Below are 13,085 nucleotides of genomic sequence, written 5' to 3' on the forward strand. Positions count from 1 at the left end.
CCATGCACGCACTGAAACAGCACCAGGGCCTGGTGGCGCCGCTCGACCGGGCCAACGTCGATACCGACCTGATCATTCCCAAGCAGTTCCTGAAGTCGATCAAGCGCACCGGCTTCGGCCCCAACCTGTTCGACGAGCTGCGCTATCTCGACGAGGGGTACCCGGGTCAGGACACCAGCCAGCGTCCGCTCAACCCCGACTTCGTGCTCAACCAGCCGCGTTATCAGGGGGCCAGCGTGCTGCTGGCCCGGCGCAACTTCGGCTGCGGCAGCTCCCGCGAACACGCCCCCTGGGCGCTCGAGGACTTCGGCTTCCGGGTGGTCATTGCCCCGAGCTTCGCCGACATCTTCTACAACAACGCGTTCAAGAACGGCATCCTGCTGATCACCCTCGACGAGGCCACCGTCGAGCGACTGTTCCAGGAAGTCGAGGCCAGCGAGGGCTATCGGCTCGACGTCGACCTCGAAACGCAGACCGTGACCACACCGAGCGGCGAGGTGCTGACATTCGAGATCGACGCCTTCCGCAAGCACTGCCTGCTCAATGGCCTCGACGACATCGGCCTGACCCTGCAGCACGAGGACGCGATCCGCGAATTCGAGCAGGCGCACCGGCAGAAGCGCCCCTGGCTGTTCCGCCAAGCGGGCTGAGCCGGTTGCCGGGATATAACCACAACGCTGGACGCAAAAAAGGGATACCGTCGACGGGCGGCCGCGCAGGGACAGCGCCCCATTCACGACACTTCGACCCGCCAGGGCCGAAGCCACTCAGGAAACATGCATGAGCCGCAAGATTCTCGTTCTGCCGGGTGACGGTATCGGCCCGGAAATCACCGCCGAGGCGGTCAAGGTCCTCGACGCCTGCCGCGAGCAGGGCCTCGATGTCGTCCTCGAGCAAGGCCTGGTCGGCGGTGCCGGCTATGATGCCCACGGCGAGCCGCTGCCGGCCGAGACGCTGGACAAGGCGAAGGCCGCCGATGCCATCCTGCTGGGCGCCGTGGGCGGGCCCCGGTGGGACAAGCTCGAGGACATCAGCAAGCGTCCCGAGAAGGGACTGCTGGGCCTGCGCAAGCAGCTCAACCTGTTCGGCAACCTGCGCCCGGCGCTGCTCTACCCGCAGCTCGCCGAGGCCTCGAGCCTCAAGCCGGAGGTGGTCTCGGGGCTCGATATCATGATCGTCCGCGAGCTGACGGGGGGCATCTACTTCGGTCAGCCGCGGGGCATCGAGGAGCGTGACGGCCAGCGCGTCGGCTACAACACCTACGTCTATTCGGAAGCCGAGATCGAGCGCATCGGTCGCGTGGCCTTCGAGATGGCCCGGAAGCGCGGCAAGAAGCTGTGCTCGGTCGACAAGGCCAACGTGCTCGAGGTCACCATGCTGTGGCGCGAGGTGATCGAGCGCCTGGCGCCGGAATACCCGGACGTCGAACTGTCGCACATGTATGTCGACAACGCTGCCATGCAGCTGGTGCGCGCGCCCAAGCAGTTCGACGTGATCGTTACCGGCAACATGTTCGGTGATATCCTCTCCGATGCCGCGGCGATGCTGACCGGCTCGATCGGCATGCTGCCGTCGGCCTCGCTCAACGAGCAGGGGCAGGGCATGTACGAGCCGTGTCACGGCAGCGCGCCGGACATCGCCGGCCAGGGCAAGGCCAACCCGCTGGCCACCATCCTCTCGGTGGCCATGCTGCTGCGCTACTCGCTCGGCGAGGCGGCGCTGGCCGAGCGCATCGAGCGTGCCGTGGGCCAGGTGCTCGACGACGGCCTGCGTACCGCCGATATTGCCTATGAAGGCACGCGTCAGGTCAGCACCGCCGAAATGGGCGATGCCGTGGTCGCCGCCTTCCGGGAAGTTTGATAGCGGCAGCGAGCAGGGCAATCGCCGTTGGCTTTGACGAGGGCGCCGGGGGGCAGGTTGAAGAGGGGGGCCTACGCCATGGAGGGCGTAGGTAGCGCCCATGGAGGGGGTTACAGCGCTCCCCTCGCGAACCTGCCGACGGATCAGCTCGAGTCATGTTGCAGCTATCTGCAATAGCCCTTCGGCAGCGAGTCGATTGCAAGCATATCGAAAAATTATCTGTTACCATGCCTGTCAATAACATACGATTATCCCGGTTCACGGGGAAACCCCAGAACGTCAGGAGGACAGTTTCATGTTGAAAGTCGGTTTTGTCGGTTGGCGGGGCATGGTGGGTTCCGTGCTCATGCACCGCATGCGCGAGGCCAATGATTTCGCCGGCATCGAGCCGATCTTCTTCACCACCTCCCAGGTCGGCCAGCCCGGCCCGGACGTGGGTGTCGACGTGCCGCCGCTCAAGGACGCCTTCGACATCGAGGCGCTCAAGGCGCTCGACGTCGTCGTCACCTGCCAGGGCGGTGACTACACCGAGAAGGTCTACCAGCCGCTGCGCGAGTCCGGCTGGAAGGGCTACTGGCTGGATGCCGCCAGTACCCTGCGCATGAGCGACGACGCGACCATCGTGCTCGACCCGGTCAACCGTCACGTGATCGACGCCCAGCTGGCCCGCGGTACCCGGACCTTCGTCGGCGGCAACTGCACGGTCAGCCTGATGCTCATGGGCCTGGGCGGTCTTTTCGAGGCCGACCTGATCGAGTGGATGACCTCCATGACCTATCAGGCCGCGTCCGGCTCCGGCGCCAAGCACATGCGCGAACTGCTCAACCAGATGGGCTCGCTGCGCGATGCCGTGGCTACCGAGCTCGCCGACCCGGCCAGCGCGATCCTCGACATCGACCGCAAGGTCTCCGCGGCCATGCGCGGCGACGGCTTCCCGATCGACAACTTCGGCGCGCCGCTGGCCGGCGGGCTGCTGCCGTGGATCGACAAGCCGATGGAAAACGGCCAGAGCAAGGAAGAGTGGAAGGGCGGCGTCGAGACCAACAAGATCCTGGGTCACGGCGACAACCCGATCCCCATCGACGGGCTCTGCGTGCGTATCGGCGCCATGCGCTCGCACAGTCAGGCCTTCACCATCAAGCTCAAGAAGGATGTGCCGCTCGACGAGATCGAGGATCGCATCGCCCGGCACAATGACTGGGTCAAGGTGATCCCCAACGAGAAGGAAGCCACCCTGCGCGAGCTCACGCCCGCCGCGGTGACCGGCACCATGAACGTGCCGGTGGGACGCCTGCGCAAGCTGGCGATGGGCGGTGAGTACCTGACCGCCTTCTCGGTGGGCGACCAGCTGTTGTGGGGGGCTGCCGAGCCGCTCAAGCGCATGCTGGCGATCCTGCGCGAATCGCGGTGAAGCTGCCCGTTGCATCGGGCCGATGAACGCATCGAACGCCTCCTTCGGGAGGCGTTTGCGTTTCCGGAGAAGAAAATCGGCCGGTTTCCTGCGTTGTCGAGGCGTTTGCCGCGGCCGCGACATGATAATGATAAAGTGGCACAACGCTGATTCTCGATAATGACGTCGCTTCATGCCGAAAGCGGCGCACCAGGCGTGGGGAACATGATGAGACGTGTATTTTCCTGGGGGGCGCTGGCCGGTCTGGCGGTGGTCAGCCCCGTGACCCTGGCGCTGGGCCTCGGAGCGCCGCAGGTGGCGTCCACGCTCGATGCGCCGCTTCAGGCGCGCCTGCCGTTGACCGGCCTGGGGGATATCGATCCATCGTTGATCCGGGTGCATATCGCCGACCGTACCGCCTTCGCCGAGGCCGGGATCCCGCGCACGACCCTGGTCGAGAGTATCGGCACGGCGATCGCCCGCAAGGCCGGGCAGCCGGCGGTGGTGCTGTCGACACAGCAGCCCGTCCGGGAGCCCTATCTCGATTTCCTGGTGACCCTGGAGTGGCCGGGCGGGCAGCAGCAGCGCGAGGTGACCCTGCTGCTGGACCCGCCGGGCTACGCGAGCATGCCGGCGCTGCAGCCGTCGCCGAATGCGACGACGGTCACCACGAATGCCGAGCCTGCTGCGTCCCGTGCAGCGCCGGCCGAGTCCGCCACGCCGCCTTCGCGGCTGACCGTGGCCCCCGGCGATACCCTGTGGCAACTGGCCGGCCGGGTGCGACCGGAAGGGGCGAGCATGGAGCAGACCATGCTCGCGCTTCAGCAGGCCAATCCCGAGGCCTTCGTTGATGGCAACATCAATGCGCTGCGGGTCGGCGCAACGCTGGATGTGCCCTCGGCCCGCGTCATCCTCGGGCGTGCGCCGGAAGCCGCCGACCGCCGCGTGCGCGAACAGAATCGCCAGTGGCAGGGAAGCCGGGAAGCGATGGCCACGACCACCGGCCAGGCTGGTGCAGAGGGCGGCAATTCCCGGGTGGAGGCGCCGGGCGAGGCGCGTCGCCTCCAGGTACTCAGCGACCGGGAACTGGGCGCGACGCCTCCGGAGCCGGTGCTGTCCACGACCAGTGTCGATGCAGCACGGCGGCTGGCTCGAGAGGCGCGGTTGGGCACGCTCGAATCGCGCCTGCGCACGACGCAACAGCAGCTCGCCGACGCCCGCGCCCAGCGCCGCGAACTGGCCGACCAGCTGGCGGCACTGGGCAACCAGTTGTCCGCCCTGCGTGAACAGCTGGATTCACGGGCCGCGGTACCGCAGAGTCGGGTCGTGGCGAAACCCGTCTCGACACCCGGAGCGCTGCCGGCATCCCGAAAGTCCGAGGCGTCGTCGGCATCGCCGGGCTGGTTGAGCCGCCTGCGTGACATCGCGCCGTGGCTGGGCGGTGGAGCTGTCCTGCTGCTGCTCGCCGCCCTGGCGGTTCTGCGGCGTCGTGCACGTCGGGAAGCCCGTGACGAGTCCTGGTCGATGCCCTTTCCAGCACAACGTTCGGCAGCGGCTTTCGCGCCGGTTGACGATGGCTCGTCGACGGAAGACGTGGCCGACGCCCCGGCGTCGGACGACACGCAAAGCGAGACACTGCGCGCCGAAGTCATCAACGAGGCCGATATCTACATGGCCTATGGCCGCTATGACGAAGCCCGGGAGTCCCTGCAGGACATGCTGTCCCGTGCCCCTGAGCGCCATGACCTGCGCCTGAAACTGCTGGCCGCACTGGTGGCGCTGGGGGATCGCCCGGCGGCGACCCGCGAGGCGGAGCGGCTGGCGCGTGACGGCGACGAGGCCCAGTGCCAGGAAGCCCGGGCGCTGCTGGCCCGTGTCGCCCCCGGGGACGGTGGTGCTTTCTCGGACGCCGACCCCGAGGAGCGCGAGCCGGTGACGGCCACCGGGCCGGAAGCTGAAGAGTGGCTGGCCGATGCCGTCTCGGCGGCGTCGACTTCTGCCGAGCCCGAGCCCGAGCCCGAGCCCGAGCCCGAGCCCGAGCCCGAGCCCGAGCCCGAGCCCGAGCCCGAGCCCGAGCCGCGTGACAGCGGGGCGGCGGAAGGCGAGACGGCGGATGATGCGCTGGTGATCGATTACGAACCGCCACGCCTCGATCCGGAGGCGGTAACGGATCGGGAGCCACACCTGGAGCTGCCGGTCGTCGATTTCTCGCCGGATGCGGCGGATGCGACCGAGGGGAAAGCGGACGCGGCCGAGGCCGCCGACGCGGAACACGCGGGCTGGGTGCTCGAGGAGGTGGCGTTCGATCCGCTCGATCTGGATAATGACCGCTCCATGGCCCCCGCGCCGGCGAGCGGCTCCCGCTTGCGGTATCGGCACGATGAAGCCTGATCCGGTCTGACGCGAGCAAGGCAGCCGGCGACGGGGGCAGTGAGCGAACACCATGGCCCGCGAGCGAGCCCCGATGGGCGGGCTCCGGGTCGATGAATCACGAGCCGTGGTGGACATGCCCCTTTTCGAGTTCCTCGACGAAAAACACCCGCTGACCGGCCGTCTCGCCATGGCGGTCGAATATGACGGGACAGGCTACTGCGGCTGGCAGCGCCTCAAGCACGCCCCATCGGTGCAGGAGGCGCTGGAAACCGCACTGGGCCGGGTGGCCAGCGCCCCGGTGCGGGTACTGTGCAGCGGCCGCACCGACTCCGGGGTGCATGCCACCCGGCAGATCGTGCACTTCGATTCGCCGGTACCCCGCAGCGAGAAGGCCTGGGTATTCGGTGCCAACGCCAATCTGCCGCGTGATATCGCGGTGCGCTGGGTCAAGCCGGTGCCCGATGACTTCCACGCGCGCTTTCTGGCCCTGGCGCGGCGCTACCGCTACCTGATTCTCAACCAGCCCAGCCGCCCGGTGCTCGAGCGTGCCAATGCCACCTGGTGCCGCGAGCCGCTGGACGCGCCCCGCATGCACGCCGCCGCCCAGGCGCTGGTCGGCGAGCATGACTTCTCCAGCTTTCGCGCGGCGGGGTGTCAGTCGAAATCGCCGATCCGGCATGTCCATTTCATCGAGGTCAACCGCTACGGGCCGTTGATCGCCATCGACATTCAGGCCAATGCCTTCCTGCACCACATGATCCGCAACATCGCCGGGGCACTGGTGTCGGTGGGGCGTGGCGAGCAGGGCGAGGCCTATCTCGCCGAGCTGCTCGCCATGCGTGACCGGGCGCGCGGCGACGTCACCGCGCCGGGCTGTGGGCTGCATTTCGTCGATTCCGTCTACGACGAGCGCTTCGACCTGCCCCGGGAGCCGCTGGGTCCCAACCTGCTGGCCTTTCTCGGCGAGTGGACCGGCGAACGCCCCTTGCCGGACACGCCGATGGTCCGCTACCGCCGCGGCGAGGCCGGCGCCCGACATCCGGCGGCGGTCGCCAACGGCGCCGGCTGACGCCGCTTACCCCAGCAAGGAGAGTCGACATGCCGCGAACCCGCATCAAGATCTGCGGTCTCACCCGCGAAGAGGACGTCGATGTCGCGGTCGACGCCGGGGCCGATGCGCTGGGCTTCGTGCTCTGGCCGGGCAGCTCGCGGGCCGTCGATATCGATCGCCTGGCCCATCTCGCGGCCCGGGTGCCGGCCTTCGTGACCCGGGTGGGCCTGTTTGTCGACCAGGACCCGGCGTTCGTCGAACGCTGCGCCCCCTGGCTGGATCTGATCCAGTATCACGGCGACGAGACGCCAGAGCAGTGCCGCCGCTCGCCGCGCGACTGGATCAAGGCATTGCGCATGCGCGACGATATCGACCTGCCGGCCGCCGCCGCGGCCTATCGCGAGGCTCGGGCGCTGCTGCTCGACGCCTACAAGCCGGGCGTGCCGGGCGGGACCGGCGAGGTCTTCGACTGGTCGCGGATCCCCGCAAGCCTGGCAAAACCTGTTATCCTCGCCGGAGGCCTCGGCCCGCACAATGTCGGCGAGGCGATACGCACGGTGCGCCCCTTTGCCGTCGACGTCTCGGGTGGCGTCGAGCGCGAGCGGGGCGTCAAGGATCCCGCCAAGCTTCGTGCGTTCATTCACCAAGTGACCCTGTCTCAAGACTCTTGAGCCCAAGCGACCCTGTGAGGTGTCTTTCGTGACCAAGTTCAGCGACCTGACCCGACTGCCCGATGCCCGCGGCCACTTCGGCCCGTACGGCGGCCGGTTCGTATCGGAGACCCTGAGCTTCGCGCTGGAAGAGCTGGAGAAGGCCTACCAGAGCCTTCGCGACGACCCGGACTTCCAGGCGGAATTCGACCGTGACCTGGCGACCTACGTGGGCCGCCCGTCTCCGCTGTATCATGCTGAGCGATGGTCCCGGCAGCTTGGTGGTGCGCAGATCTGGCTCAAGCGCGAGGATCTCAACCACACCGGCGCGCACAAGGTGAACAACACCATTGGTCAGGCGTTGCTGGCCAAGAAGAGCGGCAAGCCGCGGGTGATCGCCGAAACCGGCGCCGGCCAGCACGGCGTGGCCACCGCCACCGTTGCCGCGCGCCTGGGCCTGCAGTGCGACGTCTACATGGGTGCCGAGGATGTCGAGCGCCAGAAGCTCAACGTCTACCGCATGCGCCTGCTCGGCGCCAACGTGATCCCCGTGGAGTCCGGCTCGCGGACCCTCAAGGACGCCATGAACGAGGCGCTGCGCGACTGGGTCACCAACGTCGACGACACCTTCTACATCATCGGCACCGTGGCCGGGCCGCATCCCTACCCGATGCTGGTGCGTGACTTCAACGCCGTGGTCGGCCGCGAGGCGCGCGAGCAGTCGCTGGCGCAGATCGGGCGGCTGCCCGACGCCCTGGTGGCCTGTGTCGGCGGCGGCTCCAACGCCATGGGGCTGTTCTACCCGTTCGTCGAGGACGAGGACGTGGCCATGTACGGCGTCGAGGCCGGTGGCGACGGGGTCGAGACCGGCCGCCACGCCGCACCGCTCACCGCCAATGCGCCGCGTGGGGTGCTGCACGGCAATCGCACCTACCTGATGTCCGACGAGGGCGGCCAGGTGACCGACACGCACTCCATCTCGGCCGGGCTCGACTACCCGGGAGTGGGCCCCGAGCACGCCCTGTGGAAGGACGTCGGGCGCGTCCAGTACGTGGCCGCCAACGACGACAAGGTGCTCGAGGCATTCCGCGAGCTGACCCGGATGGAGGGCATCATGCCCGCCCTGGAGTCGGCGCACGCCCTGGCGCATGCCAAGGTGCTGGCGCCCACGATGCGTCCCGACCAGCACATTGTCGTCAATCTCTCCGGGCGTGGCGACAAGGATATCCTGACCGTCGCCAAGATCGACGGCGTCGAATTCTGAGAGGGTGAGCATGAACCGTATCGACCAACGTTTTGCGGCCCTCAAGGAGCAGGGCCAAACCGCATTGATTCCCTACATCACCGCCGGCGACCCGGCCCCGCAACACACCGCCGGGCTGATGCATGCCCTGGTCGAGTCCGGGGCCGACATCATCGAGCTGGGCGTGCCGTTCTCGGACCCGATGGCCGACGGCCCGGTGATCCAGAAGGCCTGCGAGCGGGCGCTGCGTCACCATACGCGCCTGACCGATGTCTTCGAGATGGTGCGCGAGTTCCGCCGCGACGACGCCGAGACCCCGGTGGTGCTGATGGGGTATCTCAATCCCATCGAGCGTTTCGGCTATGAACGCTTTGCCGAGCAGGCCGCCGCCGCCGGAGTCGACGGGGTGCTGGCGGTGGACATGCCGCCCGAGGAGGCCGAGGAACTGGCGCCGCTGTTCAAGGCGCACGGCCTTCAGGCGATCTTCCTGGTCGCCCCTACCACCTCGCGTGCGCGTGCCGCTACAATATGCGACCACGGTGAAGGGTACCTGTACTACGTGTCCCTGAAAGGGGTCACCGGATCCGCCTCGCTGGATGTCGATGCCGTCAGCGAACAGCTCGACGGCCTGCGCGAGCTGACCGAACTGCCGCTGTGCGTGGGCTTCGGCATCCGTGACGGTGCCTCGGCCGCCGCGGTGGGCCGCATCGCCGACGGCGTGATCGTCGGCAGCGCACTGGTGTCGCGTATCGCCGAGCATGCCGAGCAGCCCGAGCAGATCCCCGATGCGCTGAAGCGCGTGCTTGGCGAGATGCGCCAGGCGCTGGACGCGTGAACGCAGACCCTTCGTAACCAACTCGTCGGGCCCGGTACGCCTGTCCGGGCCCTTGACCGCAGCAGAACGGATATCCTCTGACCATGAGCTGGCTAGACAAGATCGTGCCGTCCATGGGACGCATTCAGCGCAAGGACCGGCGTACCAGCGTGCCGGACGGCCTGTGGCGCAAGTGTCCCAAGTGCGACGGGGTGCTCTATCTCCCCGAGCTGGAGAAACACCAGAACGTCTGCCCCAAGTGCGACCATCACCTGCGCCTCACGGCCCGCAAGCGTCTCGACTGGTTCCTCGATGACGAGGGACGTGAAGAGATCGCCGCCGACCTGCAGCCGGTCGATCGTCTCAAGTTTCGCGATTCCAAGAAGTACAAGGATCGCCTGGCCGCGGCACAGAAGGCCACCGACGAGAACGATGCGCTGATCGCCATGCACGGCCGGCTCGGCGGCCTGCCGGTGATCGCGGTGGCCTTCGAGTTCACCTTCATGGGCGGCTCGATGGGCGCCGTGGTCGGCGAGAAGTTCGTGCGTGCGGCGACTGCAGCCCTGGAGGAGGGGGTTCCGCTGGTCTGCTTCGCCGCCTCCGGCGGCGCGCGCATGCAGGAGGCCCTGTTCTCGCTGATGCAGATGGCCAAGACCTCGGCGGCGCTCGAAAAGCTCAAGCAGGCAGGGGTGCCCTACATTTCGGTACTCACCGATCCGGTGTTCGGCGGCGTATCGGCGTCACTGGCGATGCTCGGCGATCTCAACGTGGCCGAACCCAATGCCCTGATCGGCTTTGCCGGGCCGCGGGTCATCGAGCAGACCGTGCGCGAGCAGTTGCCGGAAGGCTTCCAGCGCAGCGAATTCCTGCTCGAGCACGGCACCGTCGACATGATCGTGCACCGTCACGACATGCGCGAGCGGCTCGGCGGCGTGCTGCGCAAGCTGACCGGCTGGCCGGTGGAAGGGGTGCCCGAGTCGGCGGCGGAGGTCGAAGTCGAAGAGCCCGTCGACGCCGAGCCGGCGACGGAAGAAGACGAGATGGCGCCGGTGGCCGAGACCCCGGAAACCGCCAGCGACGACACGCCGCGGGACGACCAGCGCTGAATGGACGCATCCGCTCGACTCAATGACTGGCTGAGCCGCCTCGAGCGCCAGCATCCGGTGAGCATCGATCTGGGCCTCGAGCGCGTGGCGGTAGTGGCCGAACGCCTGGGGCTGACCGAGCGGCCGATCGCCGGCCGGGTCATCACCGTCGCCGGTACCAACGGCAAGGGCTCCACGGTGGCGATGTGCGAGGCGCTGGCGCGAGCTCACGGCCTGTCGACCGCGACCTATACCTCACCGCACCTGCTGCGCTACAACGAGCGGCTGCGTTTCGACGGTAGCGAAGCCGAGGACGCCGTGCTCGTCGAGGGCTTCGAGCGCGTCGAGGCGGCCCGTCTGGCGCCGTCGGCGGTGAGCCTGACCTATTTCGAGGCGGGCACGCTGGCGGCGCTGTGGGCGATCGCCGAGCGCCATCCCGAGGTGGCGATTCTCGAGGTCGGCCTGGGCGGACGGCTCGACGCCACCAACGTCATCGACCCCGACGTGGCGGTCATCACCACCGTGGCCCTCGACCATGCCGACTTCCTGGGCAGTGACCTGGAGACGATCGGCCGCGAGAAGGCCGGCATCCTGCGTCCGGCACGCCCGGCGGTGCTGGGTCACGACCTGACCGACAGCGTCTTCCGGGTCGCCGACGCGCTGGGCTGTCCGGTCTGGCGGCTGGGCGAGACGATCCGCCGTCGCGAGGCGCCGTCGGGCTGGCACTGGGAAGGGCAGGGCCCTCGGGGCGACGAGCTGTCGCTGGCGGCGCTGCCCGATCCGGGGCTGCCGCTCGACAATGCCGCCCTGGCCCTGCAGGCGCTCGCGCTGGCCGGTGTTCCGCTCGATATCGATGCCTGTCGGCATGGCCTGGCTAGCGTGTCGCTGCCGGGGCGCATGCAGTGGCTGGACCGCTGGTGCCTGGACGTGGCCCACAACCCTCACGCCGCCACGTATCTGGCGGCGCGGCTGGCCGCGCAGCCCCGCCCGCCGCGACGCATCGCCCTGCTGGGCATGCTGGCGGACAAGGATGCGCCGGGCGTCATCGAGGCGCTATCCTCGCAGGTGGATGCCTGGGTGGCCGTGGGTCTCGAGGGGCCGCGGGGGCGCGATGGCGACGAGCTGGCTGCGCTGCTGGCGGCCCGCGGCCAGGCGGTGCTGCACGTGGCCGGCACGCCGCGGGAGGGCGCCGAGTGGCTGGCGAGCCGGCTGGCCGTCGGGGAGCAGGCGCTGGTCTGCGGCTCCTTCCTGACCGTGGCCGAGGTTCTGGCGTGGCACGAAGACCGGGGGCAGGGACGCTGCCCGTCATGAGGTGAGGCCCGCACCCGGGCCGCGAGGAGGGACGCATGAAATACGGAATGCGCGAACGGGTCAGCGGGGCCGTCATCCTGCTGGCGCTGGGGGTCATCTTCATTCCCATGCTCTTCGACGAGCCGCCGGCGCGCGAGCCGCGCCCGCAGCCGGCCCTGTCCATCGAGCAGCCCGTCGAGGTCGAGCAGGCCCCGGTGGCCGAACCGGAGCCGCCGTCGAGCCTGGGCCAGATTCAGTCGCCCCAGGCCGGCGGCGAGCCGGCGCCGCAACCTTCCACCACGACCGACGGCGCATCGCCGGCGGGCGCCGGCCAGGAATCCGCCGGCGACGCCCGGAGCGATACCGGCACCGACAGCAAGCCCGATCCGATCGCCGAACTGGCCCGCAATGCGGAAGATCGCCAGCGCCAGGCGGCGAGCGCGCCGTCCGCCAGCCCCAACGAGGGCAAGCCGGCGGCGAAGGCCGGCGAGTGGGCGGTGCAGGTGGGCAGCTTCGGAGAGCCGGGCAACGCCGAACGGCTCGAGAAGAAGCTCGATGCCCAGGGCTTCAACGCCTATCGTCGCCCGCGCGACAACAACCTGACCTCCGTCTATGTGGGGCCCTTCGCCACCTCCGAAGCGGGCGAGAAGGCGCGCACCGAGCTCAAGAAGAAGGTCAACCTCCAGGGCCTGCTGATCCGTATCCAGGAGGAGCAATGACCCTGACCTGGCTGGACTGGGTCTTTCTGGCGGTGCTCGGCGCCTCGATGCTGGCCGGCTTCATGCGCGGGCTGGTGCGCGAGGCGCTGGGGCTGGGCGCCTGGATCACGGCCCTGTTCGCCTCGCGCTGGCTGGCGCCGCCGGTGGCCGAGCTGCTGGGTGGCTGGATCGATTCGCCGGATATCCGTCTGATCGTGGCCTTCGTGGTGGTGATCTTCGGGGTGATTATGCTCTGCGGCATGGTCATCCGCGGTGTCCAGGCGGCCGTCGAGTGGGTGGGCATGGGCTTTTTCAATCGCGTGGCCGGTGCGGGCTTCGGCCTGCTGCGCGGCGGGGCGATCCTGGTGCTGGCGACGGTGCTGATCAGCCTGACCCCGTTGATGCAGCTTCAGGCCTGGCAGCAGGCGCGACTGCGGCCCACCTTCGAGTCGCTGCGCGACCAGGCGGTGGCGCGCTTCAGCGACTGGCAGCAGCGTCATCCCCAAAAGCTTGATGAATGGCGGGCGTTTTCCCTGCCGGACGACCTGTCCGGCGGCGCGACCCGCGCCGAATCACTGTTATCGATCGGTGCCGACGACGGCACCGCGAGTCCATCGCAAGCGAGGTAAGG

12 protein-coding genes are annotated in these 13,085 nt (G+C 68.5%); all 12 read left to right on the forward strand.

All coding sequences use genetic code 11. The features are described from left to right. The first annotated feature begins 2 nt into the window (after positions 1-2). On the forward strand, positions 3-650 hold the full coding sequence (gene leuD / locus G7A98_RS05545) for a 3-isopropylmalate dehydratase small subunit (protein WP_163648489.1): 648 nt from the start codon (positions 3-5) through the stop codon (positions 648-650). A gap of 130 nt (positions 651-780) precedes the next feature. Beyond that, positions 781-1,860: a 3-isopropylmalate dehydrogenase gene (gene leuB / locus G7A98_RS05550; RefSeq protein WP_163648490.1), complete on the forward strand. Its 1,080-nt coding sequence runs from the start codon at positions 781-783 to the stop codon at positions 1,858-1,860. 295 nt (positions 1,861-2,155) lie between these two features. Further along, positions 2,156-3,271, forward strand: a complete 1,116-nt coding sequence (asd, locus tag G7A98_RS05555; protein ID WP_163648491.1) for an aspartate-semialdehyde dehydrogenase — start codon at positions 2,156-2,158, stop codon at positions 3,269-3,271. 204 nt (positions 3,272-3,475) lie between these two features. After that, complete coding sequence (locus tag G7A98_RS16585) at positions 3,476-5,641, forward strand: FimV/HubP family polar landmark protein (protein ID WP_205596224.1); 2,166 nt, start codon at positions 3,476-3,478, stop codon at positions 5,639-5,641. A gap of 115 nt (positions 5,642-5,756) precedes the next feature. Then, positions 5,757-6,692: a tRNA pseudouridine(38-40) synthase TruA gene (gene truA / locus G7A98_RS05565; RefSeq protein ID WP_163648492.1), complete on the forward strand. Its 936-nt coding sequence runs from the start codon at positions 5,757-5,759 to the stop codon at positions 6,690-6,692. A 29-nt stretch (positions 6,693-6,721) separates the two neighbouring features. Beyond that, the gene (locus G7A98_RS05570; RefSeq protein WP_163648493.1) at positions 6,722-7,345 is read left to right on the forward strand and encodes a phosphoribosylanthranilate isomerase; all 624 of its coding nucleotides are present in this window, start codon (positions 6,722-6,724) and stop codon (positions 7,343-7,345) included. Between the two features lie 28 nt (positions 7,346-7,373). Next, positions 7,374-8,588, forward strand: coding sequence for a tryptophan synthase subunit beta (gene trpB / locus G7A98_RS05575; protein ID WP_163648494.1), 1,215 nt, complete (start codon positions 7,374-7,376; stop codon positions 8,586-8,588). Between the two features lie 10 nt (positions 8,589-8,598). Then, positions 8,599-9,402: a tryptophan synthase subunit alpha gene (gene trpA / locus G7A98_RS05580; protein ID WP_163648495.1), complete on the forward strand. Its 804-nt coding sequence runs from the start codon at positions 8,599-8,601 to the stop codon at positions 9,400-9,402. 83 nt (positions 9,403-9,485) lie between these two features. Continuing rightward, a complete protein-coding gene (accD, locus tag G7A98_RS05585; protein WP_163648496.1) occupies positions 9,486-10,487 on the forward strand; it encodes an acetyl-CoA carboxylase, carboxyltransferase subunit beta in 1,002 nt (333 codons plus the stop codon). Beyond that, on the forward strand, positions 10,488-11,777 hold the full coding sequence (gene folC / locus G7A98_RS05590) for a bifunctional tetrahydrofolate synthase/dihydrofolate synthase (protein WP_163648497.1): 1,290 nt from the start codon (positions 10,488-10,490) through the stop codon (positions 11,775-11,777). Positions 11,778-11,812: 35 nt separating this feature from the next. Next, positions 11,813-12,475 (forward strand): SPOR domain-containing protein, encoded by a 663-nt coding sequence (locus G7A98_RS05595; RefSeq protein ID WP_163648498.1) that lies wholly within the window; start codon positions 11,813-11,815, stop codon positions 12,473-12,475. Next, positions 12,472-13,083 carry a CvpA family protein gene (locus G7A98_RS05600; RefSeq protein ID WP_163648499.1) on the forward strand — a complete coding sequence of 204 codons (612 nt, stop codon included), beginning with the start codon at positions 12,472-12,474 and terminating at the stop codon, positions 13,081-13,083. Before G7A98_RS05595 ends, G7A98_RS05600 begins: the two co-directional genes overlap by 4 nt. Positions 13,084-13,085: the final 2 nt, after the last annotated feature.

This window comes from Modicisalibacter sp. 'Wilcox' (assembly GCF_010993675.1).
In the GTDB taxonomy this organism is placed as follows: domain Bacteria; phylum Pseudomonadota; class Gammaproteobacteria; order Pseudomonadales; family Halomonadaceae; genus Modicisalibacter; species Modicisalibacter tunisiensis.

Coding starts and splice junctions, on each gene's coding strand:
- leuD (WP_163648489.1), top strand. CDS start 3: ATGCACGCACTGAAACAGCACCAGGGCCTGGTGGCGCCGCTCGACCGG.
- leuB (WP_163648490.1), top strand. CDS start 781: ATGAGCCGCAAGATTCTCGTTCTGCCGGGTGACGGTATCGGCCCGGAA.
- asd (WP_163648491.1), top strand. CDS start 2,156: ATGTTGAAAGTCGGTTTTGTCGGTTGGCGGGGCATGGTGGGTTCCGTG.
- G7A98_RS16585 (WP_205596224.1), top strand. CDS start 3,476: ATGATGAGACGTGTATTTTCCTGGGGGGCGCTGGCCGGTCTGGCGGTG.
- truA (WP_163648492.1), top strand. CDS start 5,757: ATGCCCCTTTTCGAGTTCCTCGACGAAAAACACCCGCTGACCGGCCGT.
- G7A98_RS05570 (WP_163648493.1), top strand. CDS start 6,722: ATGCCGCGAACCCGCATCAAGATCTGCGGTCTCACCCGCGAAGAGGAC.
- trpA (WP_163648495.1), top strand. CDS start 8,599: ATGAACCGTATCGACCAACGTTTTGCGGCCCTCAAGGAGCAGGGCCAA.
- accD (WP_163648496.1), top strand. CDS start 9,486: ATGAGCTGGCTAGACAAGATCGTGCCGTCCATGGGACGCATTCAGCGC.
- folC (WP_163648497.1), top strand. CDS start 10,488: ATGGACGCATCCGCTCGACTCAATGACTGGCTGAGCCGCCTCGAGCGC.
- G7A98_RS05595 (WP_163648498.1), top strand. CDS start 11,813: ATGAAATACGGAATGCGCGAACGGGTCAGCGGGGCCGTCATCCTGCTG.
- G7A98_RS05600 (WP_163648499.1), top strand. CDS start 12,472: ATGACCCTGACCTGGCTGGACTGGGTCTTTCTGGCGGTGCTCGGCGCC.